Origin of the sequence: Thioalkalivibrio sp. ALE30 (assembly GCF_000377465.1) — a bacterium.
Lineage (GTDB): Bacteria > Pseudomonadota > Gammaproteobacteria > Ectothiorhodospirales > Ectothiorhodospiraceae > Thioalkalivibrio.
In genome coordinates this window covers 330,823-352,999 of record NZ_KB898169.1, presented here as the reverse complement: position 1 = coordinate 352,999, position 22,177 = coordinate 330,823, and the positions used below count along the sequence as shown (strand labels likewise).

Sequence of the window (22,177 nt, the reverse complement as noted above, 5' to 3'; positions counted from 1 at the left end):
CTGGTCTGGCTGGGTACACTGGGGTCATGACCATCCTGTACCTCCTGATTCCGCTGGCGATGCTGTTTGCCCTGGTCGTGGGGCTGGTGCTCTTCTGGGCGATCCGTTCCGGCCAGTACGACGATCTCCAGGGACCGGCGCACCGCATCCTGATGGATGACGACGACCCGCGGATCCCCACCCGTTCGGGAGACGACCCGCCCGGGCGGGACCGCGAGGGCCGTCCGGGCCAAAAGTCCGAGCGCTGACGTCGGTCGAACTTGCGCCGCGTCGCGGTGCCGCTTACCCTTCGCCTATTCTGGTTGGAAAATTCCGAGGATTGCGAGATGCGCGACTGGTTTACCTTTGAGAACTTCCCGCTGACCTTTACGGCAGCCCTGATCATCTGGTCCTGGATCAGCTTCTTCTCGGTGATCCTGTTCGGCTGATCCGGCGCGGAACGGGCCGGCGGGGCCATCTCGCCCCGTTCGGTAACCCAAAAGGCCCCGGCTTGTGCCGGGGCCTTTTTGCGTTCGGGGCCGGGATCGCCGGGCCGCAGGCCCGGGTCAGTCGTCGAAGGCGGCGCGGATGCGCTTGATTGCGTTGTTCTCGATCTGGCGGATGCGCTCCGCCGAGACGCCATATTCCGCAGCCAGTTCGTGCAGCGTCGCCTTCTGGTCCGCCATGTAGCGGCGCATCAGGATGTCGCGGGCGCGCTCGTCGAGTTCGCCCAGGGTCTGGCTCAGTCGCTCCTGGTAGTGACGGTCCCAGTCTTCGTCTTCGGTGACGTGCGCCGGGTCGTCGCTCAGGTCCTCCAGGCTCAGGCGTTCGGACGGGGCCTGGTAGCCCTGTTCGTCGTCCGCCTCGGGGCCCGGGTCGAAGCTCGCGTCCTGGCTCGACAGGCGGCGCTCCATCTCCCAGACGTCCTTCTCCGACACGCCCAGATCCTGCGCCACGGCGGAGACCTCGTTGTTCGACAGCCAGCCGAGGCGCTGCTTGGCGCTGCGCAGGTTGAAGAACAGCTTGCGCTGCGCCTTGGTCGTCGCCACCTTCACGATGCGCCAGTTGCGCAGGATGAACTCGTGGATCTCGGCGCGGATCCAGTGCACGGCGAAGGACACCAGGCGCACGCCCTGGTTGGGGTCGAAGCGGCGCACGGCCTTCATCAGGCCCACGTTGCCTTCCTGGATCAGGTCACCCAGCGGCAGGCCGTAGCCCTGGTAGCCGCGCGCGACGTGGATCACGAAGCGCAGGTTGTGCAGGATCAGCTGGCGCGCGGCATCCAGATCCTGGCGCTCGTGCAGCGCCACGGCCAGTTCGCGTTCCTGTTCGGCGTCCAGCACCTCGATGCGGCCGACGGCCTGCATGTAGTGATCGAGGTCGCCCACCGGTACGGGCATGTCGACGCGCGGGGTGGTCAGGGCCTGGGTCATGCGTGGTGATTCCTCCCGATTCTATGGCTCTAGATTAGCAGTCTGATAGTGAGAGTGCTAAACCCTGTAAAAGTTCCGGCCACTTTCTGCCAATGGGCGCACCCTATGGGGCATCCCGCAGCGCATGACCGCTGCCCAGTCGGGCCCCCAGCCAGCCCAGGAGCAGCCCGGCCAGCAGCAGGGTGAGCAGATGGCTGCCTCCGGGGAGCGCGAGCTGGAACGGAAGGTCGAATGCCGCGGCCGCCTGTTCCAGGGGTGCCCGGCTGAGGCCGATCCCGACCAGCAGCAGGAGGCCGGCGAAGATCCCGCCCCCCAGCCCGGTGATCAGACCACCGTACAGCGACGGCCGCCGCAGGAAGCGGTGGGTGGCCCCGCTGATGCGCGAGATGGCGATCTCCTCGCGGCGTTCGCGCAGTTCGGAGGCGGTGGCCAGCGCGAGGATCAGGAGGGCCCCCAGACCCAGTAGCGCCCCGACGACCGCCAGGATGCGCAGCCCCAGCTGATGCAGGCTGTTGAGTTGCCGGACCCACTCGTCGTCGCTGACCACGGTGGCGCCCGGTGCCGTGTCGGCGAGCGCCTGGCGCAGGGCCGCGACGGTTTCCGGCTCGGCGGTGGCCGGGAGCACGTCCACGACATCCGGCAGGGGGTTGTCATCCAGCCAGTCCAGCAGGCCCGGGTCGCTCAGGCCCTCGCGGTAGCGTGCCAGGGCCTCGTCGGCGTCGATCCAGGTCCAGCGCTCGATCCGCGCATCGGTCTCCAGGTGGCGTTCGAGCGCCGCCACCGTGTCCGGCTCCACGGCATCGAGATAGAGGGCGATGCGCGGCTCGTGGTCGACGTGGGCGGACAATGCGCGCGCATTGTCCAGCAGGACCCAGAGGTAGGCGGGCAGGGCGAGGATGAACCCCAGCACGGCGATACTGATCAGGCTCAGGACGGGTGCCTGCAGGCGGCGCTGGAGGCTGCGCCGGGCGGCATCCCGGTGCGCCTCCAGCCAGGCCGGGACGGTGTCCAGGAGGCGGCGTCCGGGTTTCACGTCGCGGACTCCGCGGCGCCGCGCGCCTCGATGCGGCCGTCCTCCAGGTGCAGGACCGGCTTGCCCATGCGCTCCACCAGCCCCAGGTCGTGGCTGGCGATCAACGCGGTCATGCCGACCCGGTTGAAGTCGTCGAACAGCTGCAGGATCTCGCGCGACAGCGCCGGGTCAAGGTTCCCGGTGGGCTCGTCCGCCAGCAGCAGGACCGGGCGGTGGACGATGGCCCGGGCAATCCCGACCCGCTGCTGTTCCCCCGCGGACAGGGTGCGCGGGTTCACCGCCTCCTTGTGCAGCAGACCGACCTTGTCGAGGGCCGCGCGTACGCGCTTGCGCATCTCCGGGCGGCGATAGGCGAGGATCTCCAGCGGCAGGGCGACGTTGTCGAACACCGGACGGTCGAATAGCAGGCGGTGATCCTGGAACACCAGTCCGATACTGCGGCGAAAGCCGGGGATGGCGCGGCTGGAGAGGCGGTCGAGGTCGTGGCCGTTGACGCGGATGCGGCCGCGGGTGGGCCGCTCGAGCCCGGCGATCAGTCGCAGCAGCGTGCTCTTGCCGGCACCGGAGGGCCCGGTGATGAAGGCCATCGCGCCCGCATCCACGCGCAGGCTGACATTGCTGAGCGCCTCTGCCGCGCTGCCGAACCGCTTGGTGACGCGTTGCAGCTGGATCATCCGGAGCGGGTCAGTCGCTGTCGCGGCCGAGCAGGGCGCGGACGAAGGCGTGCGCATCGAAGACCTGCAGGTCCTCGGCCTTCTCCCCGACCCCGATGAAGCGCACCGGCACCCCCAGCTGTTCGGCCAGCGCGAACAGCACGCCGCCCTTGGCGGTCCCGTCCAGCTTGGTCACCACGATCCCGGTCAGGCCCAGTGCCTCGTGAAACTGGCGCGCCTGATTCAGCGCGTTCTGCCCGGTTCCGCCATCCACCACCAGCAGGACCTCGTCCGGGGCGTGTTCGTCCAGTCGCCCCATCACGCGCTTTACCTTGCGCACCTCGTCCATCAGGTTGGTCTGGGTATGCAGGCGCCCGGCGGTGTCCGCGATCATCACATCGATGCCGCGCGCCTGCGCCGCCTGCAGCCCGTCGTAGACCACCGATGCGGAATCGGCCCCGGTGCCCTGGGCGATCACCGGGGCGTTGTTGCGCTCGCCCCAGGTCTGCAGCTGTTCCACCGCCGCGGCGCGGAAGGTGTCGCCGGCCGCCAGTAGCACCGAGCGGCCGTTGGCCTGGAGGTGGTGCGCCAGCTTGCCGATGGTGGTGGTCTTGCCGGCGCCGTTGATGCCGACCACGAGGATCGAGAACGGGCGTTCGGCCTCCGGGATCTCCAGCGGCTGCGAGACCGGCTCGAGGATCTCGATCATGGCCGCCTCGAGGGCGTCCATCAGCGCCTCGGCATCATCCAGCTGGCCGCGTTTTACCTCGCGGGTGATACGATCCATGATCCGCTGGGTCGCATCCAGGCCCACGTCCGCGAGGAGCAGGCGTTCTTCCAGCTCCTCGAACAGTTCGTCGTCGATCTTGCGCCGGAACAGCGACCCCAGATCGCCGCCCAGGGCCTGCCCGGTCTTGGCCAGGCCCTGGCGCAGGCGCTGGAACCAGCCCCCGCTGGCAGGCTTTTCCGGCTCGGCGTTCGCCGTCTCCGGCGGGGCGGCCGTGGAGTCTTCGGACTTCTTCTTGCGGAAACCGAACATGCTCGATGTGGTCAAGTAGAGAGTTCGCCAATGCTAGCACGAGGATTCATGAATCATGCGCGGTAAAAAACTGGTCACAGTGCTCATTACAGCGCTGGTGTGCGCCTGGCCGGCGGTCGGGTCGGCCGCGCCGCCGGAGATCGAATCGGACGTGGTCGAGGCCACGCTGGACAACGGGCTGACGGTGCTGGTGCTGGAGGACCGGAGGGCTCCGGTCGTGGCCAATATGGTCTGGTACCGGGTCGGCTCGGCCGACGAGCACAGCGGTGTGACGGGGATCTCGCACATGCTGGAACATATGATGTTCCGCGGCTCCGAACGCTACGAGCCGGGCGAATTCTCGCGCATCATCTCGCGCCTGGGCGGACGCGAGAACGCCTTTACCGGTCGTGACTACACCGGCTACTTCCAGGTGATCGGGCGCGATCACTGGGAGACGGTGATGGCGATGGAGGCGGAACGCATGCAGAACCTCAAGCTGCAGGAAGACGAGTTCCGCCCGGAACTGAGCGTGGTCCAGGAGGAGCGCCGCCTGCGGGTGGAGGATCAGCCGAACGCCCTGCTGCGCGAGCAGCTGATGGCCACCGCGTTCTTCAACCACCCCTACGGCAACCCGGTGATCGGCTGGATGAGCGACATCGAGGCCTACACCCTGGAGGACAACCAGGCGTGGTACGACCGCTACTACCACCCCAACAACGCGGTCGTCGTGGTGGTAGGCGATGTCGACGCCGAGCGGGTGATCGACGCCGCCCGCGAGCACTTCGGCGACATCCCCGCCGGGGAGCTGCCGGAGGCGAAGCCGCGCAGCGAGACCCCGCAGAAGGGCGAGCGCCGTATCACGGTGGAGGCCCCGGCCGAACTCCCCTACCTGATGATGGGCTGGAAGACTCCGGTGCTGAACACCGTCGAGGATCCGGTGGATGCCTATGCCCTGATGGTGGCGGCCGGGATCCTCGATTCCGGCGAGGCCTCGCGCTTTGCCCGCGAGATCGTGCGCGGCGAGGAGCTGGCCGGCGCGACGTCGGCCCGCTACAGCCCCTTCAGCCGGCTGGATGACCTGTTCCTGATCGCGGCCGTGCCCACGGCGGATACCGACGTCGACACGCTGGAGGCCGCCCTGCTGGAACAGGTGGAGCGCCTGAAGGACGAGCCGGTCAGCGACAGCGAGCTCGAGCGGGTGCAGGCGCGGGTGATCGCCTCCGAGGTGTACCAGCGCGATTCGGTGCGCTCGCAGGCCTTCCAGCTGGGCATGCTGCAGACCATCGGGGTCGGCTGGCAGGAAGGCGATCGCTTCGTCGAGCGCGTGCGGGCGGTCACCGCCGAGGACGTGCAGCGCGTGGCCCGCGAATACCTGGTGCCGCAGCGCCGCACGGTCGGAATCCTCGACCCGCAGCCCCTGGATGGCGAAGACCCGCCTGATCCGGGTGCGGCGCAACCCTATGGCGAAACCGCGGGGGGCATGTGATGACGGGAGGCAAGATGATGCGTGCGGGATGGCTGACGGCCTTCGTGTGGCTGCTGGCGCTGGCGCTGCCGGCCCAGGCGGTGGAGATCGAGCAGTGGGAGACCGACGAGGGCCTGCGCGTGCTCTATGTGGCCGCGCCGGACCTGCCGATGGTCGACCTGCGTCTTACGTTCGACGGCGGCGCCTCGCGCGACGGTGACCACCACGGCCTGGCCTCGCTGACCAGCAGCGCCCTGCGCCACGGCACGGAGGAGATGGATTCGGACGAACTGGCCGAGCGCTTCGAGTCGGTGGGCGCGCAATTCAGCACCGATTCGCTGCGCGACATGGCCATCGTCAGCCTGCGCAGCCTGACCGAGCCGGACTGGATGAATACCGCGGTGGAGACCCTGACCGCCGTGCTGGCCGCGCCGGCCTTCCCCGAGGCCGACTTCGAGCGGGCCCGGCGCCAGGCCCTGCAGGGGCTGCAGCGCGAGCGCCAGGACCCGGGCAGCGTCGCCAGCCGGCGCTTCTACGAACTGATGTATGGCGACCACCCCTACGCCAACTGGCCGGGCGGCAAGCGCGAGACCCTGGAGGCCCTGGCGCCGGCGGATGCCCGTGCGTTCTATGAGCGCTTCTACACCACCGGCAACGGGGCCCTGGCGATCACTGGTGGCCTGACGCGCGAGGAGGCTGAGGCGGTGGCCGACCGGATCTCCGCGGCGCTGCCGCAGGGCGCGGCGGCGGAGCCGCTGCCGGCCGTGGAGCCGCGCGACGAGCCGGTGGAGGAGCGTATCGAGTTTCCCTCCGAGCAGGCCCATATCCTGATGGGCGCCCCGGCGCTGCGACGTGGCGACGAGGATCATTACGCCCTGACGCTTGCCAATCACGCCTTCGGGGGCGGCGGCTTTACCTCGCGGCTGTTTCGGGAGATCCGCAGCCAGCGTGGTCTGGCCTATTCCGTGAGCAGTCGCCTGCAGCCGATGGCGGCCGAGGGCCCCTTCCGGATCGGGATGCAGACCGGCGTGGACCAGGCGGACGAGGCGGTGACCGCCCTGCGCGAGGCGCTCGTGCGCTGGCACGCCGACGGGGTCGATGCCGAAGAACTCGAGGCCTCGCGCGAGAATGTGGTCAACAGCTTCCCGCTGTCGCTGGCCTCGAACAGCGATATCGTCGGATTGCTGGGGATGATGGCCTTCTACGACCTGCCGCTGGACTACCTGGAGCGCTACATCGAGCGCATGGAGGCGGTGGAGCTGGATGAACTGAATGCCCGGCTGCGCGAGCGCATCAACCCGGATGCGATGGTCACGGTGATCGTGGGTGGGCAGGAGTAGGCGGGCCCCCGCCGGGCGCCCGGCGCGCATCCGCATCATCGGCGGCGCCTGGCGGCGACGCTGGCTGCCGGTCCCTGCGGTGGGCGGCCTGCGGCCGACTGCCGATGCCCTGCGCGAGACGGTGTTCAACTGGCTGCAGCCCCGGTTGCCGGGCGCACGGGTGCTGGACCTGTTCGCCGGAACCGGGGCGCTGGGGCTGGAGGCGGCCTCGCGCGGGGCCGATGCGGTGCTGCTGGTCGAGCGCGATGCGCGCGCCGCGGCCCAGCTCCAGGCCAACTGCGAGACCCTGGGCGCCGGGCAGGTCAGCGTGCGTCGGGATGACGCCCGGCGCCTGCTGGCCGGCCCGCCCCCCGAGGGCCTTGCCTACGATCTCGTGCTGGTGGACCCGCCGTTCGGGCAGGGGCATGTCCCACCGGTGCTGGAGGCCCTGCTCGCGCAGGGCTGGCTGCACGCCGACAGCCGGGTTTATGTGGAGCTCGAGTCCGAGGCGGATCTCGCCTTTCTCGCCGCGGGGGGCTGGCAGATCGAGCGCGAGCGCCAGGGCGGGCAGGCTCGGGCCCTGCTGCTGGCCCGGAATTCGACCCGCGCCGAGGCGTGAGGCCGCGCGGGCCGTGACGCCTGTCGCGGTTTTGCAGTGCGGCGAGTCTTTCGCTACGGTGATGCTGTCCCACCTACCGCGACAACGCCCATCGGGCGCCTCCCCGCGCGGCTTCCGGAAAACTCCGGAACCGGACCGCTCGGTCTTGCGCTTGCCACAGGAACAAAAGGGGAAACCGAATGGATGAGCAGTCCACCCCGGGTCTGACGCAAACCCGCCTCGGCGGCTTTGGCGTGATCTGCAGCCCGGTCTTCTATACCGCCAGCCTGATAATCGCAGCCTTCGTGGCTTTCGGGGCCATCTTCCCGGATCGCGCCGAGGCGATCTTCGAGCAGCTCCAAAGTGGCATCGGGGAGTATCTCGGCTGGTATTACATGCTGGTCGTGACGGTGTTCCTGGTCTTTTCCCTGTATCTGATGTTCAGCCGCTACGGCGGCGTGCGCCTGGGCGACCAGTTCGAGACCCCGCGTTTCAGCTACGCCGCGTGGTTCGCGATGCTGTTCTCCGCGGGCATGGGGATCGGGCTGCTGTTCTGGAGCATCGCCGAGCCGATGTTCCACTACCTCAGTCCGCCGCATGCGGAGGGCGAGAGTGCCGAGGCGGCCACCGAGGCCATGCGCTACACCTTCTTCCACTGGGGCCTGCACGCCTGGGCGATCTACATCGTCGTTGGCCTGTCGCTGGCGTACTACGCCTACCGCCACAACCTCCCGCTGCTGATCCGCTCGTCGCTGTACCCGTTCATCGGTGATCGGATCTATGGTCCGTGGGGGCACCTCGTCGACGTAGTGGCGCTGTTTGGCACCATGTTCGGGGTGGCGACCTCGCTGGGCCTTGGCGTCATGCAGATCAACTCGGGCCTGAACTTCGTGTTCGGGATCGAGGAATCCACCTTCATGCAGATCGTCCTGGTCGCGATCATCACCCTGATTGCCGTCGTCTCGGTGGCGCTGGGTGTGGACAAGGGCATCAAGCGTCTGTCCAACTTCAACATTGGCCTGGCGGCGATCCTGATCGCCCTGCTGCTGGTGATGGGGCCGACCCTGTTCATCCTGCGTCTGCTGGTGGAAAGCACCGGCGTCTATGTGCAGTCCCTGCCCGAGATGAGCCTGTGGGCCGACACCATCGAGGACTCCGGCTGGGCCACCTCCTGGACCATCTTCTACTGGGGCTGGTGGATCTCCTGGGCCCCGTACGTCGGTATGTTCATCGCGCGGGTCTCGCGCGGGCGCACCATTCGCGAGTTCGTCGCCGGGGTGCTGCTGGCCCCGACCGCCGCGGCCTTCGTCTGGCTGGCCGTGTTCGGGGGTACCGCGATGAGCTACGAGCTCGACGGCGTTGCGGACCTGGCCGGCGCCGTTTCGGAAAACGTGTCCACCGCGCTGTTCGTCACCCTCCAGGCCCTGCCGCTCTTCGACTGGCTGGCCGTGGCGGTGATGGCGGCGGCGACGCTGCTGATCGTGACGTTCTTCGTGACCTCCTCGGACTCCGGTTCGCTGGTCATCGATACCCTGGCCTCCGGCGACGTGCGTAACCCGACCGTCACCCAGCGCGTGTACTGGGCCATCCTCGAAGGGGTGGTCGCCTCCATCCTGCTGCTGGCGGGCGGACTGGCCGCGCTGCAGGCGGCCGCGATCAGTGTCGGTCTGCCGTTCTCGGTCATCATGCTGATCATGGTGATCGGCCTGTGGCGAAGCTTGCACCAGACCGAGGCGGTCACGCCGAGCAAGTACCAGAAGGAGGCCCCGCCGCCGCATACCCTGCTCGGGTACACGGATGATCTGGACGACAAGATCAAGTAGGGGGTCAGCATGACTGCGTCCCGAGTGGCGCTGCTGGGATGCGGGCTCATGGGGCAACCCATGGGCCTGCGTCTTTTGCAGGCCGGATTTCCCGTGGTGGCCTACAACCGCACGGTCGCTCGCGCGAGCGATCTGGCGGCCGAGGGGGTCACCGTCCACAACGCCCCCGCCGCGGCCGTCGCGGAGGCCGATGTGCTGGTGCTGATGCTCAGCGATGCCGGCGCCATTGGCGCGGTGCTCGACGACCTGCCGGACGGGGCGCTGGATGGGCGCTGCGTGATCCAGATGGCGACCATTCTGCCGGCCGAAAGTCGCGCCCTGGCACAGCGGGTGCGGGCCGCCGGGGCATGCTATCTCGAGGCGCCGGTACTGGGCTCCATACCGGAGGCGCGCGACGGCCGGCTGCTGATCATGGCGGGAGCCGACAGCGACACGGACTTTGCTCGGGCGCAGCCGGTGCTGGCGGCTCTGGGCGAGACCCCGCGACATGTCGGCCCAGTGGGCCAGGGCGCGGCCCTGAAGCTCGCCTTCAACCAGCTGATCGCCAGCCTGACCGCCGCGTTTTCCCTGAGTCTGGGGCTGGTGCGCCGCGAGGGCGTGGAGGTGGATACCTTCATGGACATCCTGCGTGACAGCGCCCTGTACGCCCCGACCTTCGACAAGAAGCTGGGCAAGATGGTCTCCGGCGACTTCGGCACGGCCAATTTTCCGGTCAAGCACTTGCTGAAGGATGTGCGCCTGACCGAGCAGGCGGTCGAGGATGCCCATCTGGTGGGTCCATGGTTGCCGTTGCTGGCGGATCTGCTGGATCGGGCGCAGGCCCAGGGCCTGGCGGACGCGGATTACTCTGCCATCTACACGGCGATTGTCCCGGACTCGCCAGGGCGATGAGGGCGGACCGCGGCTTTATGCACAGCCGTCTCCGCAGTCCGAGCGGGTACGCCTGTCTCCGTCAGGGACGCCGGGTCGTGGTGGTTTTCGGAGGGTAAAACAATTGAGATCAAGGTGTTGCGTGGGTTTCTTGTCTCATCGGTGGCGGCGCCCCTTGACGTCCCGCGAGCGTCTCGTTCCGGGGGCGACAATTCGTCCACAAAGTTATCCACAGGTTGTTCGGTGGGCAAAACCACGTGGCCATTCAGGGGTTTGCCGCCTGGATTTCAAATGCCCTGCCCAAATGGCACCGTAAACCGGTCTTGCGCTGAAGGCCCGGGGCCGGCTATCCTATTGGACTTTTCGCCAGAACCTGCGTGAGCCGACCATGAAAGCCGACATCCATCCGAACTACCACAACGTCAAGGTTATCTGCAGCTGCGGTACGCAGTTCGAGACCCGCTCCACTCTCGCCTCCGGCGACGAGATGCATGTGGACGTGTGCTCGCAGTGCCACCCGTTCTACACCGGCAAGCAGAAGATCGTTGATACCGCCGGCCAGGTCGACAAGTTCAACCGCCGCTTCGCATTCTGAAGCCGCGGCGCGCCGTCAGGCGCGCAACGCGACCGGGTACGTGACCGCGATGGCGGGGCGTGTCCGAACCGACGAGGGCGTCCTGCGGGGCGCCCTCGTCTGCGTTGTGGGGGCTGTGCTCCTGCTGCTGGCCGGAATGGCTGCGGCGGAGTGCCGGCTGGCGGATCAGGACCCGCGCGGGTTGCAGGAGGTCGAGGTCGAGCGTGTCGTGGGGTTCGACCGGTTGCACCTGGCCGATGGGCGGACGATCCGCCTGATCGGTCTGGCCCCGGCCGCCCCGTTGCCGGAGGCCTTGACTCCGCTGCGCGATCTGCGCCTGCATGAGGGAATACGTGAAGCCCTTGAAACCCGCCTGGCTGCGGCGGGGCAGCGCCTGACGCTGCGCCCCGCGGACCCCGCGCGGGACCCGGGAGGTGCCCCGCGCATGCATGCCTGGAGTGAAGATGGCGCCTTGCTGGCGGCGGATCTGATCGCGGCGGGCGCGGCGATGCCGCGGCCGGGGCCGCGACCGGTGCCGCTGGATGCCTGCCTGTACGCGGCCGAGGCCGAGGCGCGAGCCGCAGAACGGGGGCTGTGGCTGGAGCGCCCGGCGGCCATGCCCGCCCGGGTGCTGGACCCGCTGGATGGCGCGCTGCGTCAGGGCCGGCTGCGGGTGATGGCCGAGGTGACCGCGGTGCGCGCGACCGGGCGCCACTGGGTGCTGGTGCTGGAGGGCCCCCTGGATTTGCTGATCCGCGGGGATGACCGCGATCATTGGCCCGAGCTGGATCCCGAATCCTTGATCGGCGAGGCGGTGGTCGCGCGCGGTCAGGTGTATCCTTGGAGAGACCGACTCCGGATGCGCATTCGGCATCCGCTCGATCTCGAGGTAGAGGACTAGCGAGGTGCTGGAATAATGCGTGCGTTTCCCAAGTCGTGGCGGCCGGTCCGCGGTCGCCTGGGCTCTCTGCTCCTGGCGGTGCTGGTTGCCGGTGGCCTTGCGGTGGCGATCCCCGGGTGCACCACCAACCCGGTGACCGGTCGCTCGCAGCTGATGCTGGTCTCCGAGAGCCAGGCCATCAGTGCCTCGCGTACCGCCTACGTGGAGATGCTGGCACCGGCACGGGAGGAAGGCCGGATCAATGCCGACCCCGAGATGACCGCGCGAGTGCATGGCATTACCGAAAAGGTCGTCGCCCAGGCCGTGAAGTACCGCTCCGAGACCGCGGACTGGGACTGGGAGATCGTGGTCATCGAGGCCCCGGACACCATCAACGCGTTCGCCATGGCGGGCGGCAAGATGGCGATCTACTCGGGCATCATCGAGCAGCTGGAGCTGACCGACGACGAACTGGCCCAGATCATCGGGCACGAGATCGCCCATGCGCTGTCGGCCCACACCGCGGAGAAGATGTCGGTGGCGCTGGCCAGCAACATGGCGGTTGCCGGCTACGCCATGACGGGGGATCGTTCGCAGATTGCCCTGACCGGGGCGGCGCTGGGCGCGGCACTGGCGGTCCAGCTGCCGCACAGTCGCGCGATGGAGGCCGAGGCCGACGAGATCGGTATGGAGCTGGCGGCCCGCGCGGGTTATAACCCCGACGCCGCGGCGAGCCTGTGGCGCAAGATGGCGGCCCAGTCCAACGGGCGCCACCCGGTCTTCCTCAGTACCCACCCGGCGCCGGAATCGCGCCAGCGTGACCTCACCCGGATGGCCGATCGCTTCCGGCCACTGTACGAAGAGGCGCGCAACAGCCGCGTCCCCACGCACCCGGTCAACTGAAGGATCTCTTCCGTCGCCCGGACTCGCGCCGGGCGGCACGCCGTTTATTTGTTCCCGATCGAAAAAAGGCCCCGCTACACCATGTCCAAGGATTTCAATCAGCGCGCGCTGGAGTACCACGAACAGCAGCCAGCCGGAAAACTGGCCATCCAGGTCACCAAGCCCACGGCGACCCAGGACGACCTCTCCCTGGCCTACTCGCCGGGTGTCGCCGCGCCGGTGCGCGCGATCGCCGAGGATCCGGAGCTGGCCTATCGCTATACCGGCAAGGGCAATCTGGTCGCGGTGATCACCGACGGGACCGCCGTGCTGGGGCTGGGCAACGTCGGTGCGCTGGCCTCCAAGCCGGTGATGGAGGGCAAGGGCGTGCTGTTCAAGACCTTCGCCAATATCGACGTCTTCGATATCGAGGTGGACGCACCGCAGCCGGAGGACTTCATCAACACCGTCGCGCGCATCGCCGGCGGGTTCGGCGGCATCAACCTCGAGGATATCGCGGCGCCGCACTGCTTCGAGATCGAGCGCCGCCTGTCCGAGCGCCTGGACATCCCGGTCTTTCATGACGACCAGCACGGCACTGCGATCATCACCGCGGCCGGCCTGGTCAACGCGCTGGAGATCCAGGGCAAGAAGCTCAGTGAGGCGAAGATCGTCTGCGTCGGGGCGGGCGCCGCCGGGATCGCCTCCATGCAGTTGCTGGTCCGCCTGGGCGCGGCCAAGAAGAACCTGTACATGGTGGATCGCAAGGGCGTGATCCACAGCCAGCGCGACGACCTGAACGAGTACAAGCAGATCTTCGCGGTGGACACCGAGGCGCGCAGCCTGGCGGATGCCTGCCGTGACGCCGACGTCTTCATCGGCCTGTCCGGTCCGGACCTGCTGACCCCGGAGATGCTGCGGTCCATGGCGCCGAAGCCGGTGGTCTTCGCGCTGTCCAACCCGGACCCGGAGATCCGCCCGGAGCTTGCGCACGAGACCCGCGACGACCTGATCATGGCCACCGGGCGCTCGGACTACCCGAATCAGGTGAACAACGTGCTCGGCTTCCCGTTCATCTTCCGCGGCGCGCTGGATGTGCGCGCGCGGACCATCAACGACGAGATGCTGGTCGCGGCGGTCCACGCGCTCGCCGGGCTGGCCCGCGAGCCGGTACCGCAGTCCGTGCTGGATGCCTACGGGCGGGATGCGCTCGAGTTCGGCCCGCACTACATCCTGCCGACCCCGTTCGATCCGCGCCTGATCGATACCGTGCCACAGGCGATCAGTCAGGCTGCCCGCGACAGCGGGGTCGCCCGCTTGTAGCCCGCCCCAACCGCAGAGGAGGAGCAGCGCATGCAGAAGATCGCCATCGTCGGCGCCGGGCGCGTCGGTGAATCCACCGCCCAGTTCCTTGCACGGCGTGACGTCGCCCGCGAGATCGCATTGCTGGATGTGCGCGAGGGCGCGGCGGCCGGTGCTGCCCTGGATATCCAGGAGACCGCCCCGCTGCTGCGCTTCGACACCCGGCTGAGCGGCAGCCACGAGCCCTCGGTGATCGCCGGTGCCGAACTGGTGATCATTACGGCCGGGTTGCCGCGAAAGCCCGGCATGTCGCGCTCCGACGTGCTGGACAAGAACGTCGAGATCCTCGACCTGATCCTGCAGGACATCCTGGTCCATGCCCCGCAGAGCCGCATCCTGGTGGTCTCCAACCCGGTGGACGTGCTGACCTACCGCGCCTGGCAGAAGACCGGCTGGAGCCGCGACCGGATATTCGGCCAGGCCGGGGTGCTGGATACCTCGCGCATGGCCGCCTTCATTGCGCTGGAGACCGGGTTGTCCACCCACGACATCCAGGCGCTGGTACTGGGCGGCCATGGCGATGCGATGGTCCCGATGCTGCGCTATTCCTCGGTCAACGGGGTGCCGCTGCATCACTTCATGGATCAGGCCGCGCTGGACAACATCGTCGAGCGCACCCGCCACGGCGGGGCCGAGATCCTCGCCCTGAAACAGACCTCCAGCGCCTACGGCGCCCCGGCCGCGGCCATCGCCGAGATGGTCGAGGCGATCGCCCTGGACCGGCGCCGGGTGCTGCCCACGGTTGCGCTGCTGGACGGCGAGTACGGCGAGCGCGATGTTGCCATGGGCGTGCCCTGTATCCTCGGTCAGGGCGGCATGGAACGCGCCATCGAGCTGGGCCTGAACGCCGAGGAACGCGCCGCCTTCGACCAGTCGATCGCCGGGGTGCGGAAGGACCTTGAACGCCTCGCCTGAATCCCGTGCCCCGGTCCCGGGTGCGCTGCCGACGCTGACGCTGATCGACAGCAGCATCTTCGTCTTCCGTGCCTGGTTCGCGCGCGGCCTGGATCCCGACCCGCAGGGCCGTCCGGGCGGCGCGCTGCACGGCCTGGTCCATTCGCTCTGCCAGTGGCTCCCGGCCTGCGCGCCGGGGCCCGTGGCGTTCTGCCTCGATACCGGGCTGCGCCAGGGCTTTCGGCACCGCATCGAACCGGCCTACAAGGCCCACCGTCCGCCGGCACCGCCGGAGCTGCGCGAGCAGTTTGAACGGATCCGCGAGCTTCTGGGAAGGCTCGGCTTCACGACCCTGGCCGACCCGGAATACGAGGCCGACGACCTGATCGCCAGCCTGGCCCGCTCCGGCCGCGCGGCCGGGTATCGCATCGACGTGAAGAGTGCGGACAAGGATCTGACCCAGGTCATTCTGGGTGAGGCGGACCGGCTGCATGACCCGGAACGCGGCACCGACGTGGATCGTCGCGGGATCGAGAAGCGCTTCCGCATTCGGCCGGAACAGGTCGCGGACATGCTGGCGCTGGCCGGGGACGCCAGCGACAACATTCCGGGGATCGATGGGGTCGGCCCGAAAACCGCCGCGCGCATCCTGCGCCGGCTGCGCGACCTCGACACCGTGCTGGCGGCCCCGGCGGCGGTTGCCCGCTGCAATATCCGCCGTGCCCCGGCGGTCGCCGCGGCCATCGCCGGGGCGGCCGATCGCCTGCGCCGTGCGCGCCGGCTGACGGGTCTCGCCGACCGGATCCCGGGGCTGCCCGCAGTCAACCAGATGCTGCCCCGGGGCCCCGACCCGGATGCAGCGGTCTGGCTCCGGGATCTGGGGGTGGCCCCAACCTATCATGCACCGCTCCTGGCCGCCGCCAATGCCTGGGCCGGCGCCGATACGAGACAGACTGCATGACCGCAAGCCGCACATTCCCCGCGATCCTGATCCTGATGGCGTTGTTGCTGCCGGCCGCTGCGCAGGCCCACCCGCATGCGTGGATCGACCTGCGCGTCAGCTTCGAGCGCGACGCCACGGGGCAGATCACCCACATGCTCCACCACTGGCGCTTCGATCCGACCTACGGGCAATACCTCCACGACGATGCCCAGGAGCATCAGCCGGGGGATACCCCGGAGGCGCGCCTGCAGGGGCTGGCCCGCGAGATCCTGGACAACCTCGACGAGTACCGCTGGTACAGCCATCTGCAGGTGGCGGACGACGCGATCGGCATCGCCGCCGCCGCGGAACCGCGCATGGCGATGGAGGACGGGCTGCTGCACTTCCGCTTCCGGCTGGAGCTGGAGACCCCCGTGGATCCCGCCGTCGCGCCGCTGGAGTACAAGGTCTACGACCCGACGTATTTCATCGAGATCCTGCACCAGGAGCCGCACGGCACGCGCATTGTCGATGCCTCCGGCCTGGTGGATGCGACCTGCCAGGCGCAGCTCGAGCGTCCGCGCCCGGATCCGGCCATGGTGGCGCGCGCGATGGCGCTGGACTACGGCGCCAGCGTCGATTACGACCTCGGTCGCTACTTCGCCGAGCGCGTCACCCTGCGCTGCGACTGACGCGCCGTTCATGGCCCGGATTGTCCTGTTCCACAAGCCCTGGGGTGTGCTGCCGCAGTTCACCGACCCCGAGGGGCGGCCGACGCTGGCCGACTACATCGAAATCCCCGGCGTCTACCCGGCCGGACGCCTGGATCGCGACAGCGAGGGCCTGATGGTCCTGACCGACGACGGCCGCCTGAATGCCCGCCTGACTCAGCCACGCCACAAGACCAGCAAGACCTACTGGGTCCAGGTCGAGGGCGAGCCCGACGATGCCGCGCTCGCTGCCCTGCGCGAGGGCGTCGAGCTAAAGGATGGCCTCACGCGCCCGGCGAAGGTGGAGCGCATGGATCCACCGGATCTTCCGGAGCGTGATCCGCCGGTGCGTTTCCGCCGCCATATCCCGACCCGCTGGCTGGCCATCACTCTGCGCGAGGGGCGCAATCGCCAGGTGCGCCGGATGACCGCAGCAGTGGGTCACCCGACCCTGCGTCTGGTGCGCTACCGGGTCGGATCGTGGACCCTCGACGGCCTGGCACGCGGCGAGGTTCGCGTGCTGGATTCCTGATCCAGAGCCGCTTCTTGCCGGATCTGCCGACATGCCCCCGCGAAACCGCCCGGAAGCCGTTGCAAGCGCCCCGGGGCTGGCCGATGATGAACAACCATTGAAGCGAGGGCAGGGCATGCGCCTTTCCAGGAACGTAATCGTCGGGCTCGCCGGCCTGTTGCTGGCTCTGGCCGCGTCGCTGCCGGCGGCGGCCGCGGAGGACGACCGCTACGTCTTCGAGCGCAGTCTGTTCCTGCTGGCGGAGCGGGCGCTGAACCGAGGCGACATGACCGCCTACCGCGCCGCGCGCAGCACCCTGACCGGCTATCCGCTGACCCCCTATCTGGATTACCGCGAACTCGCGCGCAATCTCGGTCGCGCCGAACCCGACGCCGTGCGCGACTTCGTGCGCGAACATGACGACACCCCGCTGGCCGCGCGGCTGCGCAGTAGTTACCTGACGCACCTCGCGCGCGAGGAGCAGTGGGAGGACTACCTTGAGTTTGTCGCGGCCACCGGGGCGAAGCCGTCGCTGTCGGTCGAGCAGGACTGCTATCGGCGCCAGGCGCTCTTGAAGGCCGGCGACCGCGATGCCGCGCTGGAAGACATGGAGTCCATCTGGCTGCACGGACAATCCCGTCCGTCCGCCTGCGACCCCGTGCTGGCCGCCTGGCGCGACGCCGACGGTCTGACCGGCGAGCTTGCCTGGGAGCGTTTCGAGCTTGCCGTAAAGGCTGGCCAGACCGGTCTTGCCCGTTATCTGCGGCGCTATCTGGCGGATGCCGATCGCCGCTGGGCGGAACGCTGGCTGGACCTGGCCAGCCGCCCCCCGCGGGTGGTGGAGGTCGACTTCCAGGCCGACGATCACCGCTCGGCCGAGGCGCTGCTGGAGCGGGCCTTTACCCGCTGGGTCCGGCAGGATCTGGACGCCGCGCTGGAGGGGTGGGAGGCGTCCGGAGACGCGCTCGGGCTGTCGACCGAGGCCGCCGGGCGCGTGCAGCACGCACTTGCCCTGCGTCTGGCCCTGCGCTATCGCCCCGAGGCCCTGGACTTCATGGCCCGCCTGGAACCCGAGGTGTTCGATACCCAGTTGCGCCAGTGGCAGGTGCGGGCGGCCCTGTACGAGCGCGACTGGGCGACGGTGATGGATGCGATCCGGGCCATGGATCGCGACGTGCGTGACGAGGCGGCGTGGCAGTACTGGTACGCCCGGGCGCTGGAGCAGACCGAGTCGCTGGAGGCTGCCCGTCGCTTCTACGAGCGCGCCGCCCGCGAGCGCAACTTCCACGGCTTCCTGGCCGCTGACCGGCTGGGCCAGCCCTACCGTATCGGGCATGAGCCCCTGGTGCTGGACGACGGGCGCCGGGCGGCCATGCGTGAGCATGCCGGCATGCAGCGCATGCGCGAGCTGGTTCGCCTGGATCGCTACGCCGAGGCCCGCCGCGAGTGGACCCATGCGATCGCGGGCTGGGATACGCCGGAACTGGAGTCGGCGGCGCGCACCTTCGCCGACTGGGGCTGGCATGACCGCGCCATCTTCACCGCCGCGCGGGCGCGTAACTGGGACGATATCGAGCTGCGTTTCCCGCTGGCCTTTGACGACCTCATCGTGACCGGGGCCCGCGAACAGGCCATCGACCCGGCCTGGGCCATGGCCATCGCGCGCCAGGAGAGCGCGTTCCTGCATGACGTGCGTTCCGGGGCCGGCGCGCTGGGGATCATGCAGGTGATGCCGGCGACCGGCCGCTCGATCGCCTCGGCGGCCGGGGTACGGGTGAACTCCGACTGGGACATCCTCGACCCGGCGACCAACGCCCGGCTCGGGACCTACTACCTGCGGCGCAACCTCGACCGCTTTGGCGGTCACAGCCTGCTGTCCACCGCGGCCTACAACGCCGGGGCCCACCGCGTGCGTTCCTGGCTGCCGGAGGATCGGGCGATGGACCCGGATATCTGGGCCGAACTGATCCCGTTCTCCGAGACCCGCGATTACATTCGCCGGGTGTTTGCCTACCGTATCCTGTACGCGGTGCGCCTGGGGCAGGAGCCGCCGTCGCTGTCCACGCTGCTGTATCCAGTCACGCCGCAGGACCGCCTGGCCGCCAGCCGCGAACGCCACCTGGCCGCCCTGCCGGGCGATGCGGGCATCACCCTCAGCCGCGCCTTCTGCGACGCCCCGGGCTACACCGACAACGCCTGCTAGGACGTTTGTTCACCACGAAGCCCACGAAGGCACGAAGAAGGGCCAGGTCAAAAGCGATTCACAGGAAGGTTGGAAGATCGGAAGTAGGGAAATGGGTTGAGGGCCTGGGGCCGCCGCTGGGTGCCGGCGTCAGCCGCGACCGCAAAGGCAACAGCGCGGGGCCGTGCCCCGAAGCCGCCCCACAAGACCTCTTCCTGACTTCCCTTCTTCCTGTAAAACCGCCCTTGACCTTCTTCGTGTCTTCGTGCGCTTCGTGGTGAAGAACAGGGTGCTGGAACTAGCCGCGGATGATGTCCTCGCGCATGCGGCTGGCGATGCCGTCGGCCAGTTGTTGCCATTCGGCCGCCAGCGGGGCCTCCAGGTGTTCTTCGGTGGTGGCCTTGAAGTGGCGCATCCAGATGGCCAGGTCGGCCTCGGTCAGGTTCAGCGGCGCGTGCTTGCCGACCATGTCGATGGTCGGCGGCTGTTCCAGGCGCCCGCCCAGGTTCTGGTACCAGAAATCGGCGATCCGGTTCACGTGATCCGGGAAGTCCTGAATGCGCTCGAAGTGATGACCGATCTCGGGGTCGGCCGAGAGGCGGCGGTAGAAGTCGTCGATCACCGCGCGGATGCGCTCGGCGCCGATCTTGTCGCACAGGGGTTCGAGCTTGCGAAAGGCCATGGGGGTCTCCTGACGAATCCTGCGTCAGCCGGTACCCTGCATGTTGCAGAGCAACCCGGATGCCGAGGATGAACCGATTCGATTCAGCGGGCCCCGATGCCGTGACGGCGGCGGTGGCCCAGTGCATTGCCGACCATACCGGAACGCCGTTCGAGCCGACAGGAAGCCAGGCCTGTTCCGGGGGCTCCATCAACCAGGCGCAGCGCCTGACCGGGACCGACGGGCGTCGCTTCTTCGTCAAGCTGAGCGGGGGCGATGGCGCCGCGATGTTCGCCGCCGAGGCGCGCGGCCTGGAAGAACTCGCGCGCTGCGAACGGCTGAAGATCCCCGAGGTGGTGGGGACTGGCTCCGCCGGCAGTACCCACTTCCTGGTGATGGAGGATCTCGCGCTGGGCGGGCGTCGCGACGGTGTGGCCCTGGGGCACGGGATCGCCGACATGCACCAGAAGACCCGGACGCGCTTCGGGCTGGATCACGACAACTTCATCGGCAGCACCCCGCAGTCGAATACCGAGCACGACGACTGGGTCTCGTTCTATCGCGACGAGCGCCTGGGCTTCCAGCGCCGGCTGGCGCGCGAGCGCGGGGCCTCGCGCTCGTTGCTGGGAGCGCTGGAGGAGCTGGAGGCCTCCCTGGACGGCTTCTTCGTCGACTACCGGCCCGAGCCATCGCTGCTGCACGGCGACCTGTGGAGCGGCAACTGGGGATTCCTGGCGGACGGGCGCGCGACGATCTTTGATCCGGCGGTGTACTACGGCGACCGCGAGGCCGATCTGGCAATGATGGAGCTGTTCGGCCACCCCGGCCAGGACTTCGTGGCCGCGTACGAGGAGATCCTGCCCATCGACCCGGGCTATGGCGTGCGCCGTACGCTCTACAACCTCTACCACATCCTCAATCACGACCACTTGTTCGGCGGCGGCTACGGCGCCCAGGCCGAGCGCATGATCCGCCAGCTCCTCGCCGAACTGCGCTGACGGCCCACGTCGAGACTTTGAAAGGCAAGGGCGGTTTTACCACGAAGCTCACGAAGGCACGAAGAAGGTCAAGGGCGGGTTTACAGGAAGAAGGGAAGTCAGGAAGAGGTCTTGTGGGGCGGCTGCGGGGCGCGGCCCCGCGCTTTTGCCTTTGCGGTCGCGGCTGGCGCCGGCCTCAGCCCCCAACCCATTTTCCTCCTTCCGAACTTCCTGTGAATCGCTCTTGACCTGGCCCTTCTTCGTGCCTTCGTGCGCTCCGTGGTGAACTAGGGAGACGCTGACTTAATCGCACGTCCGCGTTGGTGCCCCCTGTTTTCCGAGACAAGGCGCGTCGTGCAGCGGGTAGTGGTTCTACCCGCAAGCGGCGCAACGCAGGATCGGGCCATATTCATTCAGAATCGGGGGCCACCAACCCCACAAGCGATTGAGAGCAGGGGCTCGGCCGCCCGTTGTTGATCAAAAACGGGCGCGGGAACGGCGTTGCGGTTCCCTTGTGCAGAATGACTGCACGGCGGTCACCGCGCCTTGTTCGCACGCAAAAGCGACTCGAGCGCGGACGTGCGATTAAATCAGCGTCTCCCTGGGGTTTCAGCGGCCGAGTTCGCGGGAGCGGTCGGCGGCCGCGGTCATTGCGCGGCGCATCAGGTCGCGCAGGTCGCCGTCCTCCAGTACCTGCAGGGCGCGTTCAGTGGTGCCCCCGGGGGAGGTCACGCGGTGGCGCAGTTCGGCAGCGCTCTCGTCGCTCTCGGTGGCCAGGCGGGTGGCGCCGGCGAGGGTCCCCAGGGTCAGCTCCAGCGCGGTATCGGCCGGCAGGCCCAGCGACTGCGCCGCTTCCTGCATGGCCTCGATCATCAGGAACACGTAGGCAGGCCCGCTGCCGGAGGTGGCGGTCACCGCGTGCATCTGCTCCTCGTCCTCGACCCAGATCGCGCGTCCGACCGCTTCCAGTAGCCGGGTCGCGGTGGTGTGGTCCGCGGGGCCGGCGGTGGGGGCGGCGTACAGCCCGGTGACCCCGGCGCCCACCAGGGCCGGGGTGTTCGGCATCGCCCGGACCGTGCGCGTGGCGTCGCCCAGCCAGCTGGCCAGCTGGGCCGTGGTGATGCCGGCGGCCACGGAGATCACCAGGGGCTCGCCGCGGGACACCGCCTCGCGCAGGGTCGGGGCCAGATCCGGCAGGGTCTGCGGCTTGACGGCGAGGACCAGGGTGGCGGCTTCGGCGGCCAGTTCCGTGGCCTCGGCGCTGGCCAGACCCGGGTAGCGGGCCTGCAGGTCGCGCACGCGCTCGGCGCTCTTGTCTGCGATCGCGATGCGTTCGGCGGCGTGGCCGGACTGGACCAGCCCCTGGATCAGGGCCTCGCCCATGTTGCCGGCCCCGATGAAGCCGACCTCGAAGCGGTGTTCCGTCAT

The 22,177-nt window shown here is 68.7% G+C and carries 22 protein-coding genes; 16 read left to right on the top strand and 6 right to left on the bottom strand.

What is annotated here, in order from left to right:
- Positions 1-26 precede the first annotated feature (26 nt).
- On the top strand, positions 27-248 hold the full coding sequence (ccoS, locus tag D107_RS0104780) for a cbb3-type cytochrome oxidase assembly protein CcoS (protein ID WP_018867758.1): 222 nt from the start codon (positions 27-29) through the stop codon (positions 246-248).
- Between the two features lie 297 nt (positions 249-545).
- Here the strand turns inward: ccoS and rpoH are convergent, their stop codons facing one another.
- From rpoH to ftsY, 4 genes are all read right to left on the bottom strand, one after another.
- The gene (gene rpoH, locus D107_RS0104770) at positions 546-1,412 is read right to left on the bottom strand and encodes an RNA polymerase sigma factor RpoH (protein WP_018879340.1); all 867 of its coding nucleotides are present in this window, start codon (positions 1,410-1,412) and stop codon (positions 546-548) included.
- 103 nt (positions 1,413-1,515) lie between these two features.
- Positions 1,516-2,445: an ABC transporter permease gene (locus D107_RS0104765; RefSeq protein ID WP_018880891.1), complete on the bottom strand. Its 930-nt coding sequence runs from the start codon at positions 2,443-2,445 to the stop codon at positions 1,516-1,518.
- Positions 2,442-3,119 carry a cell division ATP-binding protein FtsE gene (ftsE, locus tag D107_RS0104760; protein ID WP_018867762.1) on the bottom strand — a complete coding sequence of 226 codons (678 nt, stop codon included), beginning with the start codon at positions 3,117-3,119 and terminating at the stop codon, positions 2,442-2,444. Before ftsE ends, D107_RS0104765 begins: the two co-directional genes overlap by 4 nt.
- A 10-nt stretch (positions 3,120-3,129) precedes the next feature.
- A complete protein-coding gene (ftsY, locus tag D107_RS0104755; protein WP_018880890.1) occupies positions 3,130-4,137 on the bottom strand; it encodes a signal recognition particle-docking protein FtsY in 1,008 nt (335 codons plus the stop codon).
- 55 nt (positions 4,138-4,192) lie between these two features.
- Between ftsY and D107_RS0104750 the strand changes: the two genes are divergently transcribed.
- The 14 genes from D107_RS0104750 (at position 4,193) to D107_RS0104685 (ending at position 19,132) form a co-directional block, all read left to right on the top strand.
- Positions 4,193-5,605, top strand: a complete 1,413-nt coding sequence (locus tag D107_RS0104750) for a pitrilysin family protein (RefSeq protein ID WP_026280266.1) — start codon at positions 4,193-4,195, stop codon at positions 5,603-5,605.
- 14 nt (positions 5,606-5,619) lie between these two features.
- Positions 5,620-6,924, top strand: a complete 1,305-nt coding sequence (locus tag D107_RS0104745; protein ID WP_018880889.1) for a pitrilysin family protein — start codon at positions 5,620-5,622, stop codon at positions 6,922-6,924.
- On the top strand, positions 6,911-7,522 hold the full coding sequence (gene rsmD, locus D107_RS0104740; protein WP_018879344.1) for a 16S rRNA (guanine(966)-N(2))-methyltransferase RsmD: 612 nt from the start codon (positions 6,911-6,913) through the stop codon (positions 7,520-7,522). The genes D107_RS0104745 and rsmD overlap by 14 nt, the downstream gene beginning before the upstream one ends.
- 179 nt (positions 7,523-7,701) lie before the next feature.
- On the top strand, positions 7,702-9,324 hold the full coding sequence (locus D107_RS0104735) for a BCCT family transporter (RefSeq protein WP_018867767.1): 1,623 nt from the start codon (positions 7,702-7,704) through the stop codon (positions 9,322-9,324).
- 9 nt (positions 9,325-9,333) lie between these two features.
- The gene (locus tag D107_RS0104730; RefSeq protein WP_081618653.1) at positions 9,334-10,215 is read left to right on the top strand and encodes an NAD(P)-dependent oxidoreductase; all 882 of its coding nucleotides are present in this window, start codon (positions 9,334-9,336) and stop codon (positions 10,213-10,215) included.
- A 367-nt stretch (positions 10,216-10,582) separates the two neighbouring features.
- Entirely contained in the window at positions 10,583-10,789 is a 207-nt protein-coding gene (rpmE, locus tag D107_RS0104725; RefSeq protein ID WP_018867769.1) for a 50S ribosomal protein L31, read from the top strand.
- Positions 10,790-10,838: 49 nt separating this feature from the next.
- Complete coding sequence (locus D107_RS0104720) at positions 10,839-11,669, top strand: hypothetical protein (protein ID WP_018880887.1); 831 nt, start codon at positions 10,839-10,841, stop codon at positions 11,667-11,669.
- Between the two features lie 15 nt (positions 11,670-11,684).
- Positions 11,685-12,551: a M48 family metallopeptidase gene (locus D107_RS0104715; RefSeq protein ID WP_018867771.1), complete on the top strand. Its 867-nt coding sequence runs from the start codon at positions 11,685-11,687 to the stop codon at positions 12,549-12,551.
- 81 nt (positions 12,552-12,632) lie between these two features.
- Positions 12,633-13,853, top strand: a complete 1,221-nt coding sequence (locus tag D107_RS0104710; protein ID WP_018867772.1) for a malic enzyme-like NAD(P)-binding protein — start codon at positions 12,633-12,635, stop codon at positions 13,851-13,853.
- A 30-nt stretch (positions 13,854-13,883) separates the two neighbouring features.
- Positions 13,884-14,807 (top strand): malate dehydrogenase, encoded by a 924-nt coding sequence (gene mdh, locus D107_RS0104705; RefSeq protein ID WP_018880886.1) that lies wholly within the window; start codon positions 13,884-13,886, stop codon positions 14,805-14,807.
- Positions 14,791-15,747 (top strand): 5'-3' exonuclease H3TH domain-containing protein, encoded by a 957-nt coding sequence (locus tag D107_RS0104700; RefSeq protein WP_018880885.1) that lies wholly within the window; start codon positions 14,791-14,793, stop codon positions 15,745-15,747. Before mdh ends, D107_RS0104700 begins: the two co-directional genes overlap by 17 nt.
- Positions 15,744-16,400: a DUF1007 family protein gene (locus D107_RS0104695; protein WP_018880884.1), complete on the top strand. Its 657-nt coding sequence runs from the start codon at positions 15,744-15,746 to the stop codon at positions 16,398-16,400. The genes D107_RS0104700 and D107_RS0104695 overlap by 4 nt, the downstream gene beginning before the upstream one ends.
- 10 nt (positions 16,401-16,410) lie before the next feature.
- Positions 16,411-16,950 (top strand): pseudouridine synthase, encoded by a 540-nt coding sequence (locus D107_RS0104690; protein ID WP_018867776.1) that lies wholly within the window; start codon positions 16,411-16,413, stop codon positions 16,948-16,950.
- Between the two features lie 115 nt (positions 16,951-17,065).
- The gene (locus D107_RS0104685; RefSeq protein ID WP_038035143.1) at positions 17,066-19,132 is read left to right on the top strand and encodes a transglycosylase SLT domain-containing protein; all 2,067 of its coding nucleotides are present in this window, start codon (positions 17,066-17,068) and stop codon (positions 19,130-19,132) included.
- 277 nt (positions 19,133-19,409) lie between these two features.
- Here the strand turns inward: D107_RS0104685 and D107_RS0104680 are convergent, their stop codons facing one another.
- Complete coding sequence (locus D107_RS0104680) at positions 19,410-19,793, bottom strand: group III truncated hemoglobin (protein WP_018879352.1); 384 nt, start codon at positions 19,791-19,793, stop codon at positions 19,410-19,412.
- Between the two features lie 68 nt (positions 19,794-19,861).
- On the opposite strand from D107_RS0104680, the gene D107_RS0104675 reads away from it, so the two are divergent.
- The gene (locus D107_RS0104675) at positions 19,862-20,770 is read left to right on the top strand and encodes a fructosamine kinase family protein (RefSeq protein WP_018880882.1); all 909 of its coding nucleotides are present in this window, start codon (positions 19,862-19,864) and stop codon (positions 20,768-20,770) included.
- A 588-nt stretch (positions 20,771-21,358) separates the two neighbouring features.
- Here D107_RS0104675 and proC read toward each other — a convergent pair.
- The gene (gene proC / locus D107_RS0104670; RefSeq protein ID WP_018880881.1) at positions 21,359-22,177 is read right to left on the bottom strand and encodes a pyrroline-5-carboxylate reductase; all 819 of its coding nucleotides are present in this window, start codon (positions 22,175-22,177) and stop codon (positions 21,359-21,361) included.

Coding starts and splice junctions, on each gene's coding strand:
- ccoS (WP_018867758.1), top strand. CDS start 27: ATGACCATCCTGTACCTCCTGATTCCGCTGGCGATGCTGTTTGCCCTG.
- rpoH (WP_018879340.1), bottom strand. CDS start 1,412: ATGACCCAGGCCCTGACCACCCCGCGCGTCGACATGCCCGTACCGGTG.
- ftsE (WP_018867762.1), bottom strand. CDS start 3,119: ATGATCCAGCTGCAACGCGTCACCAAGCGGTTCGGCAGCGCGGCAGAG.
- ftsY (WP_018880890.1), bottom strand. CDS start 4,137: ATGTTCGGTTTCCGCAAGAAGAAGTCCGAAGACTCCACGGCCGCCCCG.
- D107_RS0104750 (WP_026280266.1), top strand. CDS start 4,193: ATGCGCGGTAAAAAACTGGTCACAGTGCTCATTACAGCGCTGGTGTGC.
- D107_RS0104745 (WP_018880889.1), top strand. CDS start 5,620: ATGATGCGTGCGGGATGGCTGACGGCCTTCGTGTGGCTGCTGGCGCTG.
- D107_RS0104735 (WP_018867767.1), top strand. CDS start 7,702: ATGGATGAGCAGTCCACCCCGGGTCTGACGCAAACCCGCCTCGGCGGC.
- D107_RS0104730 (WP_081618653.1), top strand. CDS start 9,334: ATGACTGCGTCCCGAGTGGCGCTGCTGGGATGCGGGCTCATGGGGCAA.
- rpmE (WP_018867769.1), top strand. CDS start 10,583: ATGAAAGCCGACATCCATCCGAACTACCACAACGTCAAGGTTATCTGC.
- D107_RS0104720 (WP_018880887.1), top strand. CDS start 10,839: ATGGCGGGGCGTGTCCGAACCGACGAGGGCGTCCTGCGGGGCGCCCTC.
- D107_RS0104715 (WP_018867771.1), top strand. CDS start 11,685: ATGCGTGCGTTTCCCAAGTCGTGGCGGCCGGTCCGCGGTCGCCTGGGC.
- D107_RS0104710 (WP_018867772.1), top strand. CDS start 12,633: ATGTCCAAGGATTTCAATCAGCGCGCGCTGGAGTACCACGAACAGCAG.
- mdh (WP_018880886.1), top strand. CDS start 13,884: ATGCAGAAGATCGCCATCGTCGGCGCCGGGCGCGTCGGTGAATCCACC.
- D107_RS0104695 (WP_018880884.1), top strand. CDS start 15,744: ATGACCGCAAGCCGCACATTCCCCGCGATCCTGATCCTGATGGCGTTG.
- D107_RS0104690 (WP_018867776.1), top strand. CDS start 16,411: ATGGCCCGGATTGTCCTGTTCCACAAGCCCTGGGGTGTGCTGCCGCAG.
- D107_RS0104685 (WP_038035143.1), top strand. CDS start 17,066: ATGCGCCTTTCCAGGAACGTAATCGTCGGGCTCGCCGGCCTGTTGCTG.
- D107_RS0104680 (WP_018879352.1), bottom strand. CDS start 19,793: ATGGCCTTTCGCAAGCTCGAACCCCTGTGCGACAAGATCGGCGCCGAG.
- D107_RS0104675 (WP_018880882.1), top strand. CDS start 19,862: ATGAACCGATTCGATTCAGCGGGCCCCGATGCCGTGACGGCGGCGGTG.
- proC (WP_018880881.1), bottom strand. CDS start 22,177: ATGACGGAACACCGCTTCGAGGTCGGCTTCATCGGGGCCGGCAACATG.